Origin of the sequence: Streptomyces sp. HSW2009 (genome assembly GCF_040240285.1) — a bacterium.
In the GTDB taxonomy this organism is placed as follows: Bacteria; Actinomycetota; Actinomycetes; order Streptomycetales; family Streptomycetaceae; genus Streptomyces.
On sequence record NZ_JBEHZD010000076.1, the window covers coordinates 1 to 20,398 of the forward strand.

17 protein-coding genes and 2 pseudogenes are annotated in these 20,398 nt (G+C 72.9%); 12 read left to right on the forward strand and 7 right to left on the reverse strand.

The annotated features are described in order from the left end of the window. Positions 1-112: 112 nt before the first annotated feature. A complete protein-coding gene (locus tag AAHZ94_RS08935) occupies positions 113-781 on the reverse strand; it encodes a lysophospholipid acyltransferase family protein (RefSeq protein ID WP_349991986.1) in 669 nt (222 codons plus the stop codon). Positions 782-1,030: 249 nt separating this feature from the next. On the opposite strand from AAHZ94_RS08935, the gene AAHZ94_RS08940 reads away from it, so the two are divergent. From AAHZ94_RS08940 to AAHZ94_RS08955, 4 genes are all read left to right on the forward strand, one after another. After that, complete coding sequence (locus AAHZ94_RS08940; RefSeq protein WP_349991987.1) at positions 1,031-2,182, forward strand: glycerophosphodiester phosphodiesterase; 1,152 nt, start codon at positions 1,031-1,033, stop codon at positions 2,180-2,182. Between the two features lie 970 nt (positions 2,183-3,152). Beyond that, positions 3,153-3,674: an RNA polymerase sigma factor gene (locus AAHZ94_RS08945; protein ID WP_502964615.1), complete on the forward strand. Its 522-nt coding sequence runs from the start codon at positions 3,153-3,155 to the stop codon at positions 3,672-3,674. A 117-nt stretch (positions 3,675-3,791) separates the two neighbouring features. Then, positions 3,792-4,292 (forward strand): GNAT family N-acetyltransferase, encoded by a 501-nt coding sequence (locus AAHZ94_RS08950; RefSeq protein ID WP_349991988.1) that lies wholly within the window; start codon positions 3,792-3,794, stop codon positions 4,290-4,292. A 337-nt stretch (positions 4,293-4,629) separates the two neighbouring features. Next, complete coding sequence (locus AAHZ94_RS08955) at positions 4,630-5,712, forward strand: hypothetical protein (RefSeq protein WP_349991989.1); 1,083 nt, start codon at positions 4,630-4,632, stop codon at positions 5,710-5,712. A gap of 122 nt (positions 5,713-5,834) precedes the next feature. Here the strand turns inward: AAHZ94_RS08955 and AAHZ94_RS08960 are convergent, their stop codons facing one another. Further along, positions 5,835-6,380: a hypothetical protein gene (locus tag AAHZ94_RS08960; RefSeq protein ID WP_502964614.1), complete on the reverse strand. Its 546-nt coding sequence runs from the start codon at positions 6,378-6,380 to the stop codon at positions 5,835-5,837. Beyond that, the gene (locus tag AAHZ94_RS08965; protein ID WP_349991990.1) at positions 6,373-6,741 is read right to left on the reverse strand and encodes a hypothetical protein; all 369 of its coding nucleotides are present in this window, start codon (positions 6,739-6,741) and stop codon (positions 6,373-6,375) included. Before AAHZ94_RS08965 ends, AAHZ94_RS08960 begins: the two co-directional genes overlap by 8 nt. Before the next feature lie 692 nt (positions 6,742-7,433). On the opposite strand from AAHZ94_RS08965, the gene AAHZ94_RS08970 reads away from it, so the two are divergent. Together AAHZ94_RS08970 and AAHZ94_RS08975 are read left to right on the forward strand one after the other, a co-directional pair. Further along, a complete protein-coding gene (locus AAHZ94_RS08970; RefSeq protein ID WP_349991991.1) occupies positions 7,434-8,504 on the forward strand; it encodes a methionine ABC transporter ATP-binding protein in 1,071 nt (356 codons plus the stop codon). Further along, a pseudogene (locus AAHZ94_RS08975) lies at positions 8,501-9,163 on the forward strand (methionine ABC transporter permease); the annotation flags it as partial. The gene AAHZ94_RS08970 and the pseudogene AAHZ94_RS08975, both read left to right, overlap by 4 nt. Positions 9,164-9,588: 425 nt before the next feature. Here the strand turns inward: AAHZ94_RS08975 and AAHZ94_RS36370 are convergent. The 3 genes and pseudogenes from AAHZ94_RS36370 to AAHZ94_RS08990 all read right to left on the reverse strand — a co-directional run. Continuing rightward, positions 9,589-10,326 (reverse strand): annotated as a pseudogene (locus tag AAHZ94_RS36370) (AfsR/SARP family transcriptional regulator); the annotation flags it as partial. A 124-nt stretch (positions 10,327-10,450) separates the two neighbouring features. Next, entirely contained in the window at positions 10,451-10,771 is a 321-nt protein-coding gene (locus AAHZ94_RS08985) for a nuclear transport factor 2-like protein (protein WP_349991992.1), read from the reverse strand. 243 nt (positions 10,772-11,014) lie between these two features. Beyond that, positions 11,015-11,542, reverse strand: coding sequence for a nuclear transport factor 2 family protein (locus AAHZ94_RS08990; protein WP_349991993.1), 528 nt, complete (start codon positions 11,540-11,542; stop codon positions 11,015-11,017). A 609-nt stretch (positions 11,543-12,151) separates the two neighbouring features. On the opposite strand from AAHZ94_RS08990, the gene AAHZ94_RS08995 reads away from it, so the two are divergent. Then, complete coding sequence (locus tag AAHZ94_RS08995) at positions 12,152-12,958, forward strand: hypothetical protein (protein ID WP_349991994.1); 807 nt, start codon at positions 12,152-12,154, stop codon at positions 12,956-12,958. 284 nt (positions 12,959-13,242) lie between these two features. On the opposite strand, the gene AAHZ94_RS09000 is transcribed toward AAHZ94_RS08995, so the two are convergent. After that, on the reverse strand, positions 13,243-13,881 hold the full coding sequence (locus tag AAHZ94_RS09000; RefSeq protein ID WP_349991996.1) for a pyridoxamine 5'-phosphate oxidase family protein: 639 nt from the start codon (positions 13,879-13,881) through the stop codon (positions 13,243-13,245). A gap of 46 nt (positions 13,882-13,927) precedes the next feature. Between AAHZ94_RS09000 and AAHZ94_RS09005 the strand changes: the two genes are divergently transcribed. The 5 genes from AAHZ94_RS09005 to AAHZ94_RS09025 all read left to right on the forward strand — a co-directional run bounded on the left by AAHZ94_RS09005 (position 13,928) and on the right by AAHZ94_RS09025 (position 20,256). Further along, positions 13,928-14,290 (forward strand): DUF488 domain-containing protein, encoded by a 363-nt coding sequence (locus AAHZ94_RS09005; RefSeq protein ID WP_349991997.1) that lies wholly within the window; start codon positions 13,928-13,930, stop codon positions 14,288-14,290. A 344-nt stretch (positions 14,291-14,634) separates the two neighbouring features. Continuing rightward, entirely contained in the window at positions 14,635-15,828 is a 1,194-nt protein-coding gene (locus AAHZ94_RS09010) for an argininosuccinate synthase (protein ID WP_349991999.1), read from the forward strand. A 97-nt stretch (positions 15,829-15,925) separates the two neighbouring features. Then, the gene (gene argH, locus AAHZ94_RS09015; RefSeq protein ID WP_349992000.1) at positions 15,926-17,368 is read left to right on the forward strand and encodes an argininosuccinate lyase; all 1,443 of its coding nucleotides are present in this window, start codon (positions 15,926-15,928) and stop codon (positions 17,366-17,368) included. A 669-nt stretch (positions 17,369-18,037) separates the two neighbouring features. Then, a complete protein-coding gene (locus AAHZ94_RS09020) occupies positions 18,038-18,586 on the forward strand; it encodes a TetR/AcrR family transcriptional regulator (protein ID WP_349992001.1) in 549 nt (182 codons plus the stop codon). Beyond that, on the forward strand, positions 18,583-20,256 hold the full coding sequence (locus tag AAHZ94_RS09025; RefSeq protein ID WP_349992002.1) for an MFS transporter: 1,674 nt from the start codon (positions 18,583-18,585) through the stop codon (positions 20,254-20,256). Before AAHZ94_RS09020 ends, AAHZ94_RS09025 begins: the two co-directional genes overlap by 4 nt. The last annotated feature ends 142 nt before the right edge of the window (positions 20,257-20,398 follow it).

Genomic DNA, 20,398 nt, shown 5'->3' on the forward strand with positions numbered 1-20,398 from the left:
CCGCCCGGGCCGGCCCCCGCGGGGGGCCAAACCCCCCCCCCCCCCCCCGGGGGGGGGGGGGGGGGGGGCGGTTCCGGTGGTACGGGGCGGCGGCCGGGGCCGTCGCGGTCCGTCAGGCGGCGCGGGCCTTTGTCGCGTACACGTCCACGTACTCCTGGCCGGAGAGCCGCATGACCTCGCTCATCACCTCGTCGGTCAGTGCCCGCAGGACGTAGCGGTCGCGCTCCATGCCGTCGTAGCGGGCGAAGTCCAGCGGGGTGCCGATGCGCAGGGTGACCGGGGCGATGTGCGGGCGGCCCTTGCCGCCGGGCTGCACCTTGTCGGTGCCGATCATCGCGAACGGGACCACGACGGCCCCCGTCATCAGCGCGAGCCTGGCGACGCCGGTACGGCCCCGGTACAGCCGGCCGTCGGGGGAGCGGGTGCCCTCCGGGTAGATGGCGAACACCTTGCCCTCTTCGAGCACCCGGCGGCCGGTCATCAGCGCGGCCACCCCGCCGCGCCCACCGTCGCGGTCCACCGGGATCATGCCGCTGGTCCGGAAGAACCAGGCCATCAGCCGGCCCTTGATCCCCTTGCCCGTCACGTACTCGTCCTTGCCGATGAAGTACACCGGGCGCTTGACGATCAGGCTCACGAACATCGAGTCGATGAAGGTCACGTGGTTGCCGGCCAAGATCACCGGGCCGTCCCCCGGAATGTGCTCCGCGCCCTCCACCTTCGGGCGGAACAGGACGCGCATGAGCACTCCGAGGATCGCCTTCAGCACGATGCGGGACAACGGACCCCTCCGGTCAGTGTGGTCGGCTACGGCGCGTGGTGCGCGCCCCGCGGGGGGTCACCGACGGCACCGGTGCGCCCGCGCAGGTGAGGACGATACTCGTGGGTACCGCCGGTACGCACACCGGGCCGGCCCGCCGCTTCGCGAGGTTGACGGTTGTTCGTGCCCCGTTGGGGCCGATGTCTCCACCGGGCAAGGTGGGGCCGCCTACGATCGGCGCCTCGCACAACAGGAGACTGAGGAGTACCCATGGAGCAGGAGCAGCGACCCGGACGGCGCACCCTACTGGGCGCCGCGGCCGTCGGAGCCGGAGCGATGGTGCTGTCCGGTACGGGCACGGCCGCCGCCACCGGGCGCGGTCCCTGGCACGGCCACCACGGCACGCCCGACCTGCCGGTGCCCACGGTCGTCGCGCACCGGGGTGCCAGCGGCTACCGCCCCGAGCACACCCTGGGCTCCTACCAGCTCGCCCTCGACATGGGCGCGCACGTCATCGAGCAGGACCTGGTGCCGACCAAGGACGGGCACCTGGTCTGCCGGCACGAGAACGACATCACCGGCACCACCGACGTCGCGCAGCACCCGGAGTTCGCCGACCGCAAGACCACCAAGACGGTCGACGGCACCAAGCTGACCGGCTGGTTCACCGAGGACTTCACGCTCGCCGAGCTGAAGACCCTGCGGGCCACCGAGCGCATCCCCGGCACCCGCCAGCAGAACACGCTCTACAACGGCCGCTGGGAGGTGCCCACCTTCACCGAGGTCCTGGAGTGGGCAGAGCGCGAGGGCCGACGCCGCGGGCGCCGCATCTGGCTGCACATCGAGACCAAGCACCCCACGTACTTCCGCAACATCGGCCTGGAGCTCGAACCGCGCCTGGCCAAGCTGCTGCGCGCCTACGGCCGGCACCGGAAGAACTCGCCCAACTTCGTCCAGTCCTTCGAGCCCACCAGCATCGCGCGGCTGCACAAGCTGGTGAGCTGCCCCGGTGTGGTGCTGCTCTCCTCGCCCTCCTCGCGCCCGTACGACTTCGTCGAGTCCGGCGACCCGCGTACGGTGGCCGACCTGATCACGCCCAAGGGCCTGGCCTGGATCGCCGGCTTCGCGAGCGGCATCGGCCCGGACCTGTCGCTGGTCATCCCGCGCGACAAGAGCGGCAAGCTCGGCACGCCCACCACGCTGGTCCGTGACGCGCACGCCAGGAAGCTGCTGGTGCACCCCTACACCATGCGCAACGAGAACAGCTTCCTGCCGCTCGACTTCCGCAAGGGCACCGACCCGGCCGCGTACGGGGACGCCTTCGGCGCGTTCAAGGCGTACTTCGCCACCGGCATCGACGGGATCTTCTCCGACAACCCGGACACGGCGCTGCTGGCCCGTGCGGACTTCGTCGGCAAGTAGTTCTCGCGGGGCCGCGGAGGGCTGTGGGGCCGGTGTGCTCCCTGCGGCTCCGTGGCCCCGCGGCTCCGCCCAGGGCTTCCGGTCAGGTGCTCGTACGAGGTCCAGACCGGGTCCCGCCCGGGGCGTCGGCTGAGGTCCCGCCCGGTTCTCCGCTGCTGGGGGGGGGGGGGGGGGGGGGGGGGGGGGGGGGGCCCCGGGCCGCCCCCCCGGGCGGGGGCCGGGGCGGGGGGGGGGGGCCCCCGGGGGGGGGGGGCCCACCCCCGCAGCAGGAGCGGCGCGCGTCGCGGCGGGGGAGTCGGCGGCGTCGCCCGTGCCCCGGACCGGTTATCGCAACCGGCCCGGGGCGGTCGTGTTCCCGGCGCCAGGTGGCCGGCCGGGGCGCGGCCCGGACTTTGGGCGGCAGGCTGTCCCGATGCCCGATGCCCGATGCCCGATGCCCGATGCCCGATGCCCGCATGCCGGACACGCCATGGACCGCATGCCGGACGGCCCGCGGCCCGTGTGCGTACCTGGCGCAAAACGACCGTCGGTGGTCGAACGCGCCGCATCTCGACGGGGCCCGTCAAGCGCCGTGACCTGCCGCGCGCTCGGTCGGGTGATGCGCCCGCCGCACGGCAACCGGGGCCGGACGGGCGCTGTCTAGCGCGGCATGGACCTCCCCACCGCCGCGCCCCGGTACCGCCCGCACCCACCTGCGGTGCACGCACCCGCAGTGCATCCAGCTTCGGCGCACGCACCGGCAGCGCACGCACCGGCAGCTCACCCACCCGTAACGCATCCGTCAGCGGCGCACCCACTCGTAGAGGCGCCGGCCCCGTCGTACACAGGCCACCCCGCGCACACCACCCGCACCAGCAGGACCGGTCACCTCACCCCGGCCGCCCCGGTTGCACCGGCGGGTCCGGTCACCCCGACGACCCCGGCCGCCGCGCTGGCCCGGCGGCCGGCCAGGTCCCGGGCCGGTGAGCAGTTGCTCGCGGCACTCGGCCCGCTGCTCGCCGCGGAGGCGGCGGCCGAGGCGCACGCCGCCGGGCTCGACCCCGCCGACCTCGAACAGGGCGTCTGGCTGCGCCTCCTGGAGCGGATCGCGACCGAGGGCCCGCCGACCCGGCCGGCGGGATGGGCCGCGTGGCTGCGGGCCGCGGTACGCGCCGAGGCCAGGGGCGAGCGGCGGCGGGCACGCCGGGAGGTGCCGTACGACACGGCGGACGGCGGGCCGGCGCACCCCGCGGCGCCGGAGGTCGAGCGTCTCGCCGAACGGGCCGACGAACTGCGCCGGGTACGGGCCGCGGTGCGCAGGCTGCCCGGCAGGTGCCCGCGGGTGCTGCTGGCGATGATGTCGACCAAGGATGCGACCTACCGTGAAATCGCCGGTGAGTTGGGAATCTCACAGGGGAGTCTGGGGCCAGTACGTTCCCGTTGCCTTGGATGCCTGCGCAGAATGCTGATGGCGGAGGTTGCAGCTCCTGAACCCTGGGGAAGGGAGCGATAGACAATCGGCGCCATGGAGGCGACGCCTAGCCCGCGGCGACTCCTGTCAGGGCACCCACGCTCGGCCGCACCGCCACCCTCACCGCGGCCCGAGCACTCACCGAGGAGGCATGCGCACATGGGCATGAGCGTGACCATCTCTCCGGCGACCGCGCAGGACGCCGAGCAGATCCTCAAGCTCCAATACCTCTGCTACCAGAGCGAGGCCGAGCTGTACGGCGACTACTCGATCGAGCCGCTGACCCAACCCCTCGACGACCTCCGTGCCGAGCTGGGCAACGGCTGGGTGCTGGTGGCCCGGCTCGGCGAGGAGGTCGTCGGGTCGGTCCGGGGCGCCGTGCACGCGGACGGCACCGCGGCGATCGCCAAGCTGATCGTCCACCCGCGCATGCAGCGGCACGGCCTCGGCGGCCGGCTGCTGGCCGCGATCGAGACCCGGCTGGCGGCCGAGCAGGTCAAGCGGTACCGGCTGAGCACCGGCCACCGCAGCGAGGGCAATCTGCGCCTGTACCGCAAGTGCGGCTACGCCCAGATCGGCACCGAGCAGGTCAGCCGCTCGCTGAGCATGGTCACGCTGGAGAAGCGGGCCTCGGCCGAGGCGTTCGCAGCCAGCGCCTGACCCGGTGCCCGGCCTCGGCCCGCGACCGCCGTACGTACTCGCGGTCAGCGCCCGGCGGTCAGCAGCCGGCGGCCGATGTCCGTGGTTCGTCGTTCACGGTTGTCGTTCGTCGTCGTAGTTTGTGGTCGTAGTTTGTGGTCGTAGTTTGTGGTCGTAGTTTGTGGTCAAGGCCCGCCCCGAGTGCGGGCCTTGACCATGTCCACGGTCGTCGGCCCGTACCGGTGAATCCGGCTGCCGGCGCCGGTACGCTGACCGGGTCGTGGCCGGCGCACCGGCGCCGTGCCTCGCGGTCCACTTCCGTACGTGTCCCAGGTCGCCCACCGCGAGGGGAGCGGTCATGCGGTCCAGCCAGGTCAGCGACGACATCGGTGCGGAGCAGGAGTACGCGCGGGCGCGCCGTGCGGCAGCCCTCGCCACCCGTGCGGCACGTGCCGCGAGCGCCGCAGGGGGCAGTGCGGACCGGGCCGGACTCGACCGCGCCGGCGCCGACCTTGAGGCCGCCGACCGCGCGCTGGCCAGCGCCGATCCCGTCCGACTCGCCCTGCGCACGGCCTATCTGGAGTTGGTGGCCGCACGCGCGCCCCGCTACCGGCTGCGCCGTGAACCCTGGGCCGACTCCCTCCGTACCGCCTGCCGTCACCTCGGCCCGCGCGATGACCTCGTGACCCGGCTGCGGGTCGCGTCCGCCGCCGTGGGCGCGCGGCCGCGCGCCGGGGAGGTGCGCCGCCTCGAAGGGGCGCAGCCCGCGGTGTACGAGGCGATGAACCGGCCGGGAGGCTCGGGCCGGGCGGTCACGCTCGCGACGTGGCGGCTGGCCAAGTGGTACCGACAGCTTTTCCGCGCGGAGCCGCTGGCCCGCACGGTGGCCGGGACCGTCGCCCTGCTCCCCGCGTCCGACCCGCTGACCTGCGGCGCGGCGGCCCGGGCCGCCGCGTTCTGCGGGGACGTAGGCCAGGTGGAGACGGCGCTTGACCTGTACGCGATGGTCGCGGCCGATGCCGAGCAACGGTTCGCGGGCCAGCACGGCACCGCCGCCCGGGCCGAGTTGGCCGCGGTACGGCTGCGGATGGCCGACCACCACTTGTTGAACGGCGCGGCGGCGCGGGCCGAGGCCCTGGTGCGCACCGTGTGGGACACCGCAGCGCCGCAGGCGCCGGCCTCGGCGACGGAGCGCCGCGCCGCCGCTGAGCTGGCGCGCACCCGTGCCGCGGCGCTGGCCCTGCTGCCGGACTGCCTGTTGGCCCAGGGCCGGCGGCCCGAGGCACACGCCGCCTACCGCGCGGTCCACGAGCGGCTGACCGCCGCCGCCCGCCGCACGCCCCGTACCGCCGGGGCCACCAGCGCGGTGTACCGCGCCGTCCTCTACACCGGCCGGGAGTGGCACCACGAGGGCCCGCCGACGGACGAGGACACGGCCTGAGGCGCGGGCGCGCAGATGCGCAGACATGCGCAGCCGCCAAGGCGTGAAGGGCCCGGCGGATGCGAAGGGGCGTGGTGGACGCTAAGGGCGCGGCGGGGACGCCCGCCGCGCCCCCAGGCCGGTCAGCCGTCGGTCGCCGCCGTGCCGGTGGTCGTCGCGTCGGCCGTCGCCTCGCGTCGGGCCCGGCGCAGCCAGAGCAGGCCGGTCACCGGGAGGAAGATCGGGATGAAGAGGTAGCCCATGCCGTAGTCCGACCAGACCGTCTCGTCGGGGAAGGCGGAGGGCTCCACCAGGGTCCAGGTGCCCACCACGAGCACCCCGACCAGCTCGGCCGCGCAGCAGACCAGGGCCGCCCGGCGGGCGCCGTCGCCGCCGCGCACCAGCGAGAGCGTGATGAAGGCGTAGACCGCGGCGGACACCGCCGACAGCGCGTAGGCGAGCGGTGCCTCGTCGTACTGGGCGATGAGCTGGTAGATCGAGCGGGAGGCCGCGGCGACCGTGAAGACGCCGTAGAGGAGAACGAGCATGCGGCCCGGGCCCTCGCCGATCGCCCGGCGCCGCTGCGGTGTCGCCGGGTCGGGGGCTGCCGGTGCGTCCCCCACGGGCCGCGCCGTCGGGGCCGGTTCCGGCGTGGCCTCCGGCGGCTCGCGGTGTTCCGACTCAGGCATGGCCGCCTCCCCACACGTCCCACAACCGCACCTCAAGCACCGCGAGCACCACCGCGCCTGCGGCGACCGTCGCCGAACCCCAGCGGGTCCGCTCCGTGAGCGACATGAACCCGACGGCCGGTACGGCGCAGGCCGCGCCGATCAGGTACGCGACGAAGATGGTCGTGCCGTCGACCGGCTTGTCACCCTGCGCCAGCCGTACGATCCCGACCACCAACTGCGCCAGGGCCAGCACCGTCACCACGGCCATGCCGATGAAGTGCCAGTCCTTGGTCGGCTCGTCGCGGTAGGCGGCGTGGCCGCACCAGGCGGCGAGGGCCAGGGCGGTCAGACTGACCACCCACGTCAACGCGTCGAACACCGGCACCTCCGCGCGGGGCTGCGCGCGGGGCGGGGGCGCACACAGGGATGGACAGCCATACGACGACTCTAATCGCCTCCACCGCGGCCCCGGCCCACGGCCCCGGCCCGCACCCCCGGGCGGCCCGCGGCCCCCGCCGGGTCCGGCCGACCGTCGTTCTGGCCGCCGTACGGGCCGTGGCCTTGGCCACAGCGACGGCCGTGGTCGATCTTGTGACGGCCAGAGGGATGCGTACCTTTTATCCGGTATCTGTGCAGGTCGCGGCAGTTGTCCCGGGGGTGGTCGCGTCGGCGCGGTCATGATCGTGTAAGGTCCATACTTTGATCAAGTGGTTCCACGATGTGGACATGCTTGATCGAGCCATGTGCATGTCTGGTTTACTTGCCGGCATGACCACTACGAGCAACCGCGCGCTTGCGACCGAGGCGAACATGACGCCCGGTGCTCGTTGTATGTGTCGAATGTGCGACCGCTGAGGGCCCCAGCCGGAGCCTCGCGCCCCGAAGCGAGACCGTGTGCCGCAGTACGTCCGTATGCACCGCGTACGACGTCGGACGCGCCCTGCGTCGCCGGAAGCCGGAGCCGGACAGTGATGACCTGCTCCCCGCCCCACTCCGTATGCCGCGTTCCGCAATGAATGCCCCGGGCCGGCGACCCATCCGCCGTGCACTCGACAGTGACGGAAACTCCCTGTGATCACCACGACGGGCCTGACGAAGGTCTACCGCTCACGAGGCCGCGAGGTCACCGCGCTCGACGGCGTCGATCTGCACGTCCGGGAGGGCGAGGTGTTCGGCGTCGTCGGCCAGAGCGGCGCCGGCAAGTCCACCCTCATCCGCTGCGTGAACCTCCTGGAGCGCCCCAGCTCCGGCACGGTCACCGTGGCCGGACAGGACCTGACCGCGCTCGCCGGCAACGGCCAGCGCGCGAGCGCCGCCCTGCGCCGTGCCCGCAGCCGCATCGGCATGGTCTTCCAGCACTTCAACCTGCTCTCCTCGCGCACCGTCCAGGCCAATGTCGAACTCCCGCTGGAGATCCTCGGCATATCCGGCAAGGAGCGCTCGCGCAAGGCGCTCGAACTGCTGGGCCTGGTCGGCCTCGCGGACAAGGCCAAGTCCTACCCGGCGCAGCTCTCCGGCGGTCAGAAGCAGCGCGTCGGCATCGCCCGCGCGCTGGCCGGCGACCCCAAGGTGCTGCTCTCCGACGAGGCCACCTCCGCGCTCGACCCCGAGACCACCCGGTCGATCCTGCAACTCCTGCGCGACCTCAACCAGGAACTCGGCCTGACCGTGCTGCTGATCACGCACGAGATGGACGTCGTCAAGACGGTCTGCGACTCGGCCGCGCTCATGAAGGGCGGCCGGGTGGTGGAGACCGGCACCGTCGCCGAACTGCTGGCCACCCCCGGCTCCGAGCTGGCCCACGAGCTGTTCCCGGTCGGCGGCGAGCCCTCCGTGACCGGCCGCACCGTCGTGGACGTCACCTTCCTCGGCGAGGCCGCCACCCAGCCGGTGATCTCCCAGTTGGCGCGCACGTACAACATCGACATCTCGATCCTCGGCGCGGCGATGGACACCGTCGCCGGGCGGCAGGTCGGTCGGATGCGGATCGAACTGCCCGGCTCGTACGAGGAGAACGTGGTGCCGATCGGCTTCCTGCGCGAACAGGGGCTGCACGTCGAAGTGGCGCCGAAGGGCACGACGCCGCCCATCGTGGGCCTGGCCGCAGCCGACTCCACCCAGGCCAAGGAGAGTGCCAAGTGACCTGGTCCGAGATGTGGCCCGCGCTCAACGACGCCAGCATGGACACCCTGTTCATGGTGTGGTGGTCGACGCTCTACGCGGTGCTCGGCGGACTGCCGCTGGGCGTGCTGCTGGTCCTCACCGACCGCGGCGGCCAGTTGCAGAACGTCGTCGTCAACAAGTTCATCGGCGCCGTGGTGAACATCGGCCGCTCGCTGCCGTTCATCATCCTCATCGTCGCGCTGATCCCCTTCAGCCGCTTCGTCGTCGGCACCTCCATCGGCCCGTCGGCCGCGGTGGTGGCGCTGGCGATCGGCGCCATCCCCTTCTTCGCCCGGCTGGTGGAGACCGCGCTGCGCGAGGTGGACGGCGGGTTGGTGGAGGCCGTGCAGTCGATGGGCGGCGGCACCTGGACCATCGTCTTCAAGGTGCTGCTGCCGCAGGCGCTGCCGTCCCTGATCGCCGGCCTGACCACCACCGTGATCACGCTCATCAGCTACTCGGCGATGGCCGGTGCGGTCGGCGGCGGCGGGCTCGGCAACCTGGCGATCGTCAACGGCTACCAGCGCTCGGACGACCGGCTGATGCTGGTCACCGTCGTCCTGCTGGTCGTCGTCGTCACCTTCGTGCAGATCGTCGGCGATCTGGCGGTACGCCTGATCGGCCGCCGCACCGGCACCGTCCCCGCCGGGCGGAGCTGGCTGCGCCTGCCGGGGGCCCGTAAGCCGGCCGCCACCGCGAGCACCAAGGCCACGGCCGCCGGCGTCGAGGCCGGGACCGGGAGCGGCGCTGCCGCCGCCACGGTGCCGGCGCAGACCGCGACCGCCGCGGTCGCCGAGACCACCGCGGTCGCCGAGGCCGCGCCCGACGACGGGTCCACCGCACCGGCCGGCGGGCGCGCCCGCGGGCCCCGCCGCCGCCCCGCGCCCCCCGCACCCCGCCGCCCCCCCCCCCCGCCGCGGGGGCGGCCGCCCGCCGGGGGCGGGGCCCCGGGCGGCGCGGGCGCCGGCCGCGGCGCGTCGAGCTCCAGGGCCGGGTCGGCGTTGAGCACCTGCCGGTGCAACTCCTGGAGCGCGCGCCCCGGCTGGATGCCGAGCTCCACGTCCAGCACCCGGTGCACGTCCCGGTACGCGGCGAGCGCATCGGCCTGCCGGCCGGCCCGGTAGAGCGACAGGACGAGCTGGGCCCGGGGCCGTTCGCGCAGCGGGTGCCCCTCGACCAGGGTGCTCAGCTCGTCGATGGCCTCCTCGTTGCGGCCGAGCCCGAGCAGCGCGTCCACCCGCTCCTCCCGGGCCACCAGGTGCATTTCCGTGAGCCGCTCCGCCTCGGTGACGGCGAAACCGCGCTCGCTGACCCCGTCGAGCGCGGGCCCCGACCAGAGCGCCAGCGCCTGGTCCCAGTGCTCGACGGCGCGCCGGGGCTCGCCCTCGGCGAAGGCGCGCCTGGCCCGCTGCGCCAGGGTCAGGAACCACATGGCGTCCACCTGCTCGTCCGCCAGTCGCAGCGCGTAGTTGGTGTTGCTGCGACCGCCCGAGCTGACCAGTACCTGGAAGCCGTCCTTGGCCCGCCGGCCGGGCTCCAGGATGCGGCGCAGGTGCAGGATGTGGGTGCGCAGCGTGGTCACCGCGCCCTGCGGGGCGTCGCCCTCCCACAGCGCGGCCACGATCCGCGTGGTGCTGACGGCCCGGCCACAGGCCAGCGCCAGCAGCGTGAGTAGGGCGCACTGTTGCGGGCCGAGGCGCGCGCCCCGACCGTCGATGTCGACGCCCACCGGGCCAAGCAGCCGTAGGCGTACCGCTGTTCCCCCCGCCGTCGTCGCTGCTCCCCCCGGAGGGTGGTTCACCCGGCTCCTCTCATCGGGTCCCGTCTGGCCCGCACCGTCGGGCCGTCGCCGGTCGTACGGGCCGGCTGCTCCGGCCGGCGTGCCGGGGGCGGACCTGGCGGGCGCCGCCCGGCCGCCGCACCGCTCAGCCCGGGCCGGCCGCGAAGTGGCTGATCTTCCCGTCGGTCAGGGTGAACGTCCAGGCGGAGGAGAGGTCGCCCCAGATGTCGTTGTGGTAGCGGGCCCGCAGCGAGAGCCCGTCGGCCGATTCCCATTCGACGTCCATGCTCGGGTGGGAGGTGAAGATCTCCCGCTCGGCCCATTCGACGAGGCGGTGTTCCTTGCCGTCGTCGGTCATGGTCGCGTCCGGGGTGAGGGCGGCCCACAGGGCGTCGCGGTCACAGGCGTTCACGGCGGCCACGAAGGCGCGTACCGCGGGTTGGGACAACTGGTCGTTGAGGCTCATCGGGCGGGGCCTTTCCTGGCGGTCCTGTGTGCTCCGGGCCGCCCGCGCGGTCGGCCGGCGAGGGGCGGCGGTACGGCCTGGGGTGCGCCGGGCCGGTGCATGGCGCGGGGGAGTGCCGGCCGATGCGCGCGGGCGCCGGCCGACCCGGCTCTGCGGTGGCCCGGCGGGACGGGCGGCGGCAGTGGAGCAGGGCGGTAGGGGCAGTACGGGCGGGTGCGTGGGGGAGCGTGCGGGGCCGGTCGGTCAGCCGGTGGGCGCGCCGTCGGTGGTGGAGCCGGAGCCGGAGGCAGAAGCAGAGGCCGGGACCGAGGTCGCGGCCGGGGTCGGGGCGGCGGGAGCGGCGGTCTGCTGGTCGGCGGCGGGCGTGGGCACCCCGTCGAGCGCCTTGGCCAGCGCGTGGGTGTCCTCGAAGAGTCGGTAGCGGCTGATGTGGTCGCCCTGCACGGTGACGTGTGCGGCGAACGGCGTGTGGAGCTTGGCCCCGGTGGCCTTCACGGTGTCCGTGAGGTGACCGATGATCACGCCGTCGTCCCCCTCGACCACGGTGTGGGTGACGGTGAACTCGTCGGTGGCCAGGTACTGGTGCAGGAGGTGGAAGAACTCCGCCACTTCGGCCCGCGAGGAGCGCCGCCCCGACCAGGGTGTCGCACCGGAGGCCGGCGCGTCCCAGTCGACGTCCTCGGCGAACAGCGCCACCGCGCCGTCCAGGTCCCGGGCGCGGGTCTTGGCCAGATAGGTCTCGATGATGGCGCGGGTGCTTTCTGTGGACATTCCGTCGGCTCCTTCTGCACGCGCTTCAGTCAGCGTGTTCCAGGCTCGCACTCTTCCCCCGACACTGCGACACCTTCCCACAACTTGCCCCGGCCGGCCCGTACGCGAGCCGCGCCGGGCGCGTCAAGGCCCGTAAAGCCAAGGGGTGTTGGGTGCAAACGTCGATCTGGGGGTCAGAATTCGGGAGATCACGGTCGAGAGCGGACCCACCCGCCGCGGGGTAGCGCGCCCCCGGCTCCGCCGAGACGAGGCCGCGGCGCGACTCCTCAACTCCCCGTGACCGCCCCTCCACACGGGCCGTACCGGCAACTCGCCGCGCGACTCGCCACCCCATGTCCGCCCGTGCCACCGTGGGCCCGGTGGCCCCGTCGCCGTACGGCCACCGCGCCGCGTGATGCGCCAACTCCGCCGGGACCAGGTGGCCGCGCGACTCCTCCTCCCTGCGCCCGGCCGCCCCCTCGCACTTCGTACGGCCAACGCGCTGCGCAACTCCCCAACTCCGCAGAGCCAGCCGCAGCCCCACAGGGCTGGCCCCCGTCAGCCCACCGACTGCCCGTACGGCGGGAAAATCCGGTGCCGGTGCCGCCCCCCGCCTCCTAGGCTGCGCGGATGCGCACCTTGGACCCGTCGGCGCCGCACGCTGCCGACCTCGCCCCGCTGGCCGACCGGCCCTGGCACCTCGACACCCACCGCGATGCGACGGCGCATCTGGTCCGGCTCGGCTGGACGCCGTGTGGCGTCGGGGACTGGGCCGTCGGCCTCCGCTCGCCCAGTGGTCACCTGGCCGCCCGGGTCTGCCCCTTCGACCCGGCGTACGCGGCCTTCGTCGAACTGTGCCGGCGCTGCGCGGGCAACCCGTACCTGCCGCGTGTCGAGAGCGCCGAAGTGCTGGACGGCGGGGGCACGTTGACGATCCTGGAGTTCCTGGCCCCGTTGGACGGCGCCAAGGCCGTGGAGGTCAAGCGGCAGTGGGACGCGCTGCCGGCCTCCGCTGCCGGCCTGCCGGGCACCGGCGGAGCGGGCCCGACGGGCCTCGGCGCCGAGCCGCCCCGGGGGGCCGAAGGCGCCGCCGGCGCCGCCACCCCGCTCCCCGCGCTGGCCGACGACCCCGATTTCATGGCCGTGTACCGCGCCGCGCACCAGGTGAACGCCGAGTTCCGGGCGACCATGCCCTGGTGGGACGGCATCGATCTGAACGAGGGCAACGTACGGCGTGCCCTGGACGGGCGGACCACACTGATCGACGTCTTCTGCATGGACGGGGCCGCGCTCTACGCCCAGGTCATCGCGGACGCCGACGTGGTCCGCACCCGGATGGGCGAGGAGCACACCCGCCATCTGCTGGACATCCCGTACATCGCCCGGGAGAGCAGCCCCGAGGAGATCCGGGTGTTGCGCGAGGCGTGGGGCCGCTGAGGTACCCATGGACGTCCGTACCGCTACGGACGTACGCACCACTGACGCCCCTGCTGCCCCACTCGCCGGCGGCTCGGGCCGCCCACTGACGCACCGCGCGTGGCCGGTCGCGCCCTTGCGACCACGCCACGCCGGGACGCGCGGCCCCTTCCGGGCCCCGTGTGACGGCTTTCGACTGGCCCCCCGACCTGCACGTCAGGCATCGGGAGGTGCGGCCGGGCAGCCGCTCCGGGCGGCTGTGCCCGGGGTGCCGTGTCAGGGGTGCTGTGCCCGGGGCGCGGTGGCTATCCGCGACCCGAGACCGCTCCGACCCCGTCGGGCGCCTCGTCCGGCTCGCCGTGCGGCGTCGGCGGCAGGGGCAGCGGCAGGCCGGGCAGGCCGTCGATGCTGGTGCCGATGTACTCCTTCTTCTGGAAGTACGCGGCGAGCGAGGCGTCGTCCTCGCGCGCGAAGCGCCGGGCGTGGGTGTCGCGGTCGGCCCGGTAGTCCATCAGCGGAACCGCGAAGCCGCAGGTGTCCCGGATGTGCTCGGCCGTGACCAGGATGATGGCGCGCAGCCCGTGCGGCGTCGGGTCCACGGCGGGGAAGTGCCGCAGCAGCTCGGGCCAGCGCGGATCGTCCCGGAAGACGGGTTCGCCGCGCCCGTGCACCCGCACGATGTTCGGCGGCCCGTCGAAGGCGCACCACATCAGCGTGATGCGCCCGTTCTCGCGCAGGTGGGCGATGGTCTCGGCGTTGCTGCCGGCGAAGTCCAGATAGCCGACGGTCAGTTCGTCCAGCACGGCGAACGAGCCGGACACGCCCTTCGGTGACAGATTGACGGTGCCCTCGCCGTCCAGCGGTGCGGTGGCGGTGAAGAAGACCTTCTGCTCTTCGATGAAGGTGCGCAGCCGCCCTTCGATGCGTTCGTAACTCTTTCCCATGCCTCCCATGATGGAAGGGGGCGCTGGACGATGACTGGAGGCGATCATGTCCCGAGCCGTTGACGTACGGGTACGACGGGTGTACCAGGAGCCGGAGGCGGCGGACGGCACCCGCGTCCTGGTCGACCGCATCTGGCCGCGCGGCCTGGCCAAGGCCACGGCAGAACTGGACGAATGGTGCAAGGACGCGGCCCCGTCCACGGAACTCCGCCGCTGGTACGGCCACGACCCGGACCGCTTCCCCGAATTCAGCCGCCGCTACGCAGCAGAACTGACCGCCCCCACCCCCCAAGCCGCCGTCACCCACCTCCACACCCTGGCCGCCGCAGGCACGCTCACCCTCCTGACGGCGACGAAGGAACTGGAGATCAGCCATGTGCAGGTGCTGGCGGATGCGGTGCGGGGGTGAGGGGCCGCTCTCTTGGTAGCGGGGGAGTGTGGGTGAGGTCGCTGTGCTTTGGGCGGGGTGGGGCGTGTGCCTGTGAGGTGGTGAGCCCTCGCGCGGCCCACCGGGCGGCGTCTTAGCCGGCCGGCCGTTCCGTACGAGGTCTGGCCCACCAGCCGTTCCGTACGGGCCGGGCTGTGGGTGCCTTGCCGGCGGGGCGCTCGCAGGAAGGGGTAACCGTCCGTGCCGTTTCGCGTCAGTGAATCTACGGATGAGTGCGCCTACGCGCCCCGCGTTGCCGCATTGACGAACCATGCAGAGCGATGCATACTTATGCCAGTCAGCGTATGCATCGTAAGGAGAAACCCGTGACCGAGCGCGTCGTACTCGCCTACTCGGGCGGCCTTGACACCTCCGTCTGCATCGGTTGGATCGCCGAGGAGACGGGCGCGGAGGTCATCGCCGTGGCCGTGGACGTCGGACAGGGTGGCGAGGACCTGGACGTCATCCGCAAGCGCGCGCTCGCCTGCGGTGCGGTGGAGGCGGAGGTCGCCGACGCCAAGGACGAGTTCGCCGACGAGTACTGCCTGCCGGCGATCAAGGCCAACGCGCTCTACATGGACCGGTACCCGCTGGTCTCCGCGCTCTCCCGGCCCACCATCGTCAAGCACCTGGTGGCCGCGGCCAAGAAGCACGGGGCGACCACCGTGGCGCACGGCTGCACCGGCAAGGGCAACGACCAGGTGCGGTTCGAGGCCGGCATCTCCTCGCTCGCGCCCGACCTGAAGTGCATCGCGCCGGTCCGCGACTACGCCATGACCCGCGACAAGGCCATCGCCTTCTGCGAGGAGAAGAACCTCCCGATCGCGACCACCAAGAAGTCGCCGTACTCCATCGACCAGAACGTCTTCGGGCGCGCCGTGGAGACCGGCTTCCTGGAGGACATCTGGAACGCGCCGATCGAGGACGTCTACGACTACACCTCGAACCCGGCCACCCCGCGCGACGCCGACGAGGTGATCATCACCTTCAAGGAAGGTGCGCCGGTCGCCATCGACGGCAAGCCCGTCACCGTCCTCCAGGCCATCCAGCAGCTCAACGAGCGCGCCGGCGCGCAGGGCATCGGCCGGATCGACATCGTCGAGGACCGCCTCGTGGGCATCAAGTCCCGGGAGATCTACGAGGCGCCCGGCGCCATCGCGCTGATCACCGCGCACCAGGAGCTGGAGAACGTCACCGTCGAGCGCGAACTGGCCCGCTACAAGCGGCAGGTCGAGCAGCGCTGGAGCGAGCTCGTCTACGACGGCCTGTGGTTCTCGCCGCTCAAGCGGGCCCTGGACGGCTTCATCGCCGAGGCCAACCAGCAGGTCTCCGGCGACATCCGGATGACCCTGCACGGGGGGCGCGCGGTGGTCACCGGACGGCGCTCGGAGCAGTCGCTGTATGACTTCAACCTGGCGACCTACGACACCGGCGACACCTTCGACCAGTCGCTGTCCAAGGGCTTCATCGAGATCTTCGGCATGTCGTCGAAGATCGCGGCCAAGCGCGACCTCGCCTGAGCGCTACCCTCGCCAGCAGCCACCGCCTCCTCGCCCTCGCGGCGGGGAGGCGGTCGCACACCCGCCACCTACGCATGCGATTCCCGAGGAGCAACAGTTGAGCAGCAACAGCGGTGACGTCCGGCTCTGGGGCGGCCGGTTCGCCGACGGGCCGGCCGCGGCCCTGGCCGCCCTGTCGGCGTCCGTCCACTTCGACTGGCGGCTGGCCCCGTACGACATCGCGGGCTCGCGCGCGCCCGCGCGCGTGCTGCACACCGCCGGGCTGCTCACCCAGGACGAACTGGAGCGCATGCTGGCCGGGCTCGACCAGCTCGAAGCCGACGTCGCATCGGGCGCCTTCGTCGGCACCGTCGCCGACGAGGACGTGCACACCGCCCTGGAGCGCGGCCTGTTGGAGCGGCTCGGGCCCGACCTCGGCGGCAAGCTGCGCGCCGGCCGGTCGCGCAACGACCAGGTCGCCACCCTGTTCCGGATGTACCTGCGCGACCACGCCCGGATCATCGGCGGCCTCATCGCCGACCTCCAGGACGCGCTGGTCGCCCTGGCCGAGGCGCACCCGGAAGCGGCCATGCCCGGCCGCACCCACCTCCAGCACGCACAGCCGGTGCTCTTCGCCCACCACGTGCTCGCCCACGTACAGGCGCTCGGCCGGGACGCGGAGCGGTTGCGGCAGTGGGACGAGCGGACGGCGGTCTCCCCGTACGGCTCCGGCGCGCTCGCCGGGTCCTCGCTCGGGCTCGACCCGGAGGCGGTCGCGGCCGACCTCGGCTTTGAGCGCGGCGCGTCCGGCAACTCCATCGACGGCACGGCCGCCCGTGACTTCGTCGCCGAGTTCGCCTTCATCACGGCGATGATCGGCGTCGACCTGTCCCGGATCGCGGAGGAGGTGATCCTGTGGAACACGAAGGAGTTCTCGTTCGTGACGCTGCACGACGCGTTCTCCACCGGCTCGTCGATCATGCCGCAGAAGAAGAACCCGGACATCGCGGAGTTGGCGCGCGGCAAGTCCGGCCGGCTGATCGGCAATCTGACCGGCCTGCTCGCCACCCTCAAGGCGCTGCCGCTGGCGTACAACCGCGACCTCCAGGAGGACAAGGAGCCGGTCTTCGACTCCTGTGACCAACTGGAGGTCCTGCTGCCCGCCTTCACCGGCATGATGGCCACCCTCACCGTGCACGAGGAGCGGATGGCCGAGCTGGCGCCGGCCGGCTTCTCGCTCGCCACCGACATCGCCGAGTGGCTGGTGCGGCAGGGCGTGCCGTTCCGCGTCGCGCACGAGGTCGCTGGCGAGTGCGTCAAGGTGTGCGAGGTCGCCGGCATCGAACTCGACGAGCTCACCGACGAGCAGTTCGCGGGCATCTCGCCGCACCTGACGCCCGAGGTGCGCTCGGTGCTGAGCGTCTCCGGCGCGCTGGCCGCACGCGACGGCCGCGGCGGCACCGCGCCGTCCGCCGTCGCCGTCCAGCTTGGCGAGGTCAAGGCCGACCTGGCCGCCCAACGCGAGTGGACCGAGGCCAAGCGCCAGCACGGCCACGTCTGATTTCTCCCTCACCTCTTCCCTCACCTCTTCCTGCCCCGCGACCGGGCGGGCTCACTGCGCGCCCGCCCGGTTTGTTGTTTCTGTGGGTTGTGGGTTGCGGCCGGTGGCCGTGGTGGGTGGCGGGTCTGTGTGGGGGCGGCTTTCCGTGCGCGGATGGGCTCGTACGCGGAAGGCCCCTGCTGCGGAAGTTCCGTACGCGTTATCCACCGTGGCCATGTCTTTCGGTCCTCTCCCTGGTGCGGGTTTTCACTGCTGAATTCCGAGTAATGCGAGGGGCTCTCGAAGGAGGCGTCGGAAGGGAATCCGAGGGTGCCGTAGTTTCTTTTACGGGAATTCCTGACGTGGGCCGCAGGGCCCGTTTTGGTTAGGCTCCCCGACGCCCTCTTCGAGTGATTTCACCGTAAATCCGGGAAGGAAATCGAAGCAAAGACGAAAATCCAGCGGGGGGTATAGGGGGATTCCTATGGGGTGCAGGAGCGTATCGCATCGAAAGTGGCTGGATGTGGGTGTATACGCATCAAGTGGCACCAGACGCATCGAGTCCGGCGCATGCGGGCGGGTGGGGATGGGGGGACAGTGGGGTGTGGCGGCGCGCTTCGGTGTCGCCGGCGGCCGGTGGGGGGTCGCATCGATGAGACATTGTTGTCTCATGTGAGGTAGCTTCGTCTCATGTCTGTGGATAGAGACCAGGTGCTCCGGGCCGCGGCCACCCTGCTGACCCGCAAGGCCACCGCGTCGATGGACGAGATCGCCAAGGCGGCCGGGATCAGCCGGGCCACCCTGCACCGCCACTTCGCCGGGCGCGACGCGCTGGTCAGGGCCCTGGAAGAGCTGGGGCTCGCCCGGTTCGGGGCGGCGCTCGACGCTGCGGACATCGAGCAGGGCGACGTACCGCAGGCCCTGCGCAGGCTGGTCGCCCACACTCGGGACGAGGCCCCCCTACTGGCCTTCCTGACCACCGAGAACCAACTCTTCGAGGGGGACGTGAACGCCGGCTGGGACCGGCTCGACGCCCGGCTCACCGGCCTCTTCCAGCGCGGCCAAGAGCGCGGCGAAGTCCGCGTGGACCTGACCGCCGCCTGGTGCGCCGAGGCACTGTACGGCCTGCTCGGCGCCGCCGCCTGGGCCGTGCACAACGGCCGGATCGCCCCCAACGACATGGAACGCATGGTCGCCGAGCTGCTGCTCGGCGGCGTGCGACGGAGCATGGAGCAATGAGCAGTCAGATAGCCGCCTCGGGGCACGGTGCCCACCCCGGCGACCCGGGACACGGCGCCCATCCCAGCGACCAGACGCCGCGGCCCGGCCGCTGGCTGGCGCTGGCCGTGCTGGTGCTCGCGGTGCTGCTGGTGGCCGTGGACGCCACCGTCCTCGGCCTCGCCACCCCCTTCCTCAGCGAGGACCTGAGGCCCTCCGGCACCCAGTTGCTGTGGATCGGCGACGTCTACTCGTTCGTCATCGCCGGTCTGCTGGTCTCCATGGGCAGCCTCGGCGACCGCATCGGCCGCAAGAAGCTGCTGCTGATCGGTTCCGTGGCGTTCGGCGCGATCTCCGTGTTCAACGCGTACGCGACCACCCCGGAGATGATGATCGTCGCGCGGGCGCTGCTCGGCGTCGCCGGTGCGACCCTGATGCCCGCCACCCTCGCGCTGATCCGCAACCTCTTCCACGACCCGCGCGAACGCAGCCTGGCCGTCGGCATCTGGGGCGCGATGGCATCGGCCGGCGCGGCCGTCGGGCCGGTCGTGGGCGGCTTCCTGCTCGAACACTTCTGGTGGGGCTCGGTCTTCCTGATCAACCTGCCCGTCATGGCCGTCCTGGTCATCGTCGGTAGCCGGATGCTCCCCGAGTCCCGCGACCCCTCGCCCGGGCCCTGGGACCTGCCGAGCGTCGGCCTGTCCCTGGTCGGCATGATCGGCGTCGTCTACACCGTCAAGGAGGCCGCGGCACACGGCCTGAGCTGGGACATCCTCGCCACCTGCGTGGTTGGCGTGGGCGCCCTCACCTGGTTCGTACGTCGCCAGCTCACCCTGCCGTCGCCGCTGCTGAACATGCGGCTCTTCCACCACCGGGGCTTCTCCGGCGCGGTCCTCGCCGACCTGCTGACCATCCTCGGCCTGTCCGGGCTGGTCTTCTTCCTCTCCCAGTTCCTCCAACTGGTCCAGGACCGCGAGCCGCTGGAGGCCGGGCTCGCCGAACTGCCGGCCGCGGTCGGCGCGGTCTCGGCCGGCCTGGTCGCCGGCCTGGTCGCGCGCCGCTTCTCGGTCCGCATCGTGGTCTCCGGCGGTCTCGCAGCCGTCGGCCTGGCACTCGCCGCGCTCACCTGGTTGCAGGCCGATACGGGCTATCCGCTGCTCGGCGCGGTGCTCCTGGTGGTGGGTGTGGGGGCCGGCTTCTCCTTCACCGTCACCGCCGACGTGATCCTCTCCAGCGTGCCCAAGGAACAGGCCGGCGCCGCCTCCGCGGTCTCCGAGACGGCGTACGAACTGGGGGCGGCGCTCGGCATCGCCCTGCTCGGCTCCATCGTCACCGGCGTCTACCGCGACTTCTCGACCCCGCCGGGCACCCCCGAGCACGTCTCATCCGAGGCCCACGAGTCGCTGGGCGGCGCCGTCGAAGCGGTGCGCGGCCTCCCCGACGCGCAGTCCACCGCCCTGCTCGACTCGGCCAAGGAGGCGTTCGTGGACGGCCTGCGGATCGCGGCCGGGGTGGGCGCCGCGGTGCTGCTCGCCACGGCGGTCGTCGCCTGGTTCCTGCTGCGCGGCCAGCGGCTGGCGAACACCGCGGCGGAAGCCGAGTTCCTGGCCGATGCGGGGGCCGGCACCGGCACGGGAGCTGGCACCGGCGCCACGGCCTCCGCCGCGAAGGAGCAGCGGAGCGCGGACTGAGGGGACGCCGCGGCCCGCCCGGCCCGGCCCCGACCGGTGCGCATACGCACAGCCGCCCGCCCCCGGGGGGGGGGGGGGGGGGGGGGGGGGGGGGGGGGGGGGGGGGGCGGGGGCGGGGCGGGGCGGGCGGGGGGGCGGGGGG

Bases quoted from the DNA above. Each gene is read 5' to 3' on its own strand.
- AAHZ94_RS08940 (WP_349991987.1), top strand. From the start codon at position 1,031: ATGGAGCAGGAGCAGCGACCCGGACGGCGCACCCTACTGGGCGCCGCG.
- AAHZ94_RS08950 (WP_349991988.1), top strand. From the start codon at position 3,792: ATGGGCATGAGCGTGACCATCTCTCCGGCGACCGCGCAGGACGCCGAG.
- AAHZ94_RS08955 (WP_349991989.1), top strand. From the start codon at position 4,630: ATGCGGTCCAGCCAGGTCAGCGACGACATCGGTGCGGAGCAGGAGTAC.
- AAHZ94_RS08960 (WP_502964614.1), bottom strand. From the start codon at position 6,380: ATGCCTGAGTCGGAACACCGCGAGCCGCCGGAGGCCACGCCGGAACCG.
- AAHZ94_RS08985 (WP_349991992.1), bottom strand. From the start codon at position 10,771: ATGAGCCTCAACGACCAGTTGTCCCAACCCGCGGTACGCGCCTTCGTG.
- AAHZ94_RS08990 (WP_349991993.1), bottom strand. From the start codon at position 11,542: ATGTCCACAGAAAGCACCCGCGCCATCATCGAGACCTATCTGGCCAAG.
- AAHZ94_RS08995 (WP_349991994.1), top strand. From the start codon at position 12,152: ATGCGCACCTTGGACCCGTCGGCGCCGCACGCTGCCGACCTCGCCCCG.
- AAHZ94_RS09000 (WP_349991996.1), bottom strand. From the start codon at position 13,881: ATGGGAAAGAGTTACGAACGCATCGAAGGGCGGCTGCGCACCTTCATC.
- AAHZ94_RS09005 (WP_349991997.1), top strand. From the start codon at position 13,928: ATGTCCCGAGCCGTTGACGTACGGGTACGACGGGTGTACCAGGAGCCG.
- AAHZ94_RS09020 (WP_349992001.1), top strand. From the start codon at position 18,038: ATGTCTGTGGATAGAGACCAGGTGCTCCGGGCCGCGGCCACCCTGCTG.
- AAHZ94_RS09025 (WP_349992002.1), top strand. From the start codon at position 18,583: ATGAGCAGTCAGATAGCCGCCTCGGGGCACGGTGCCCACCCCGGCGAC.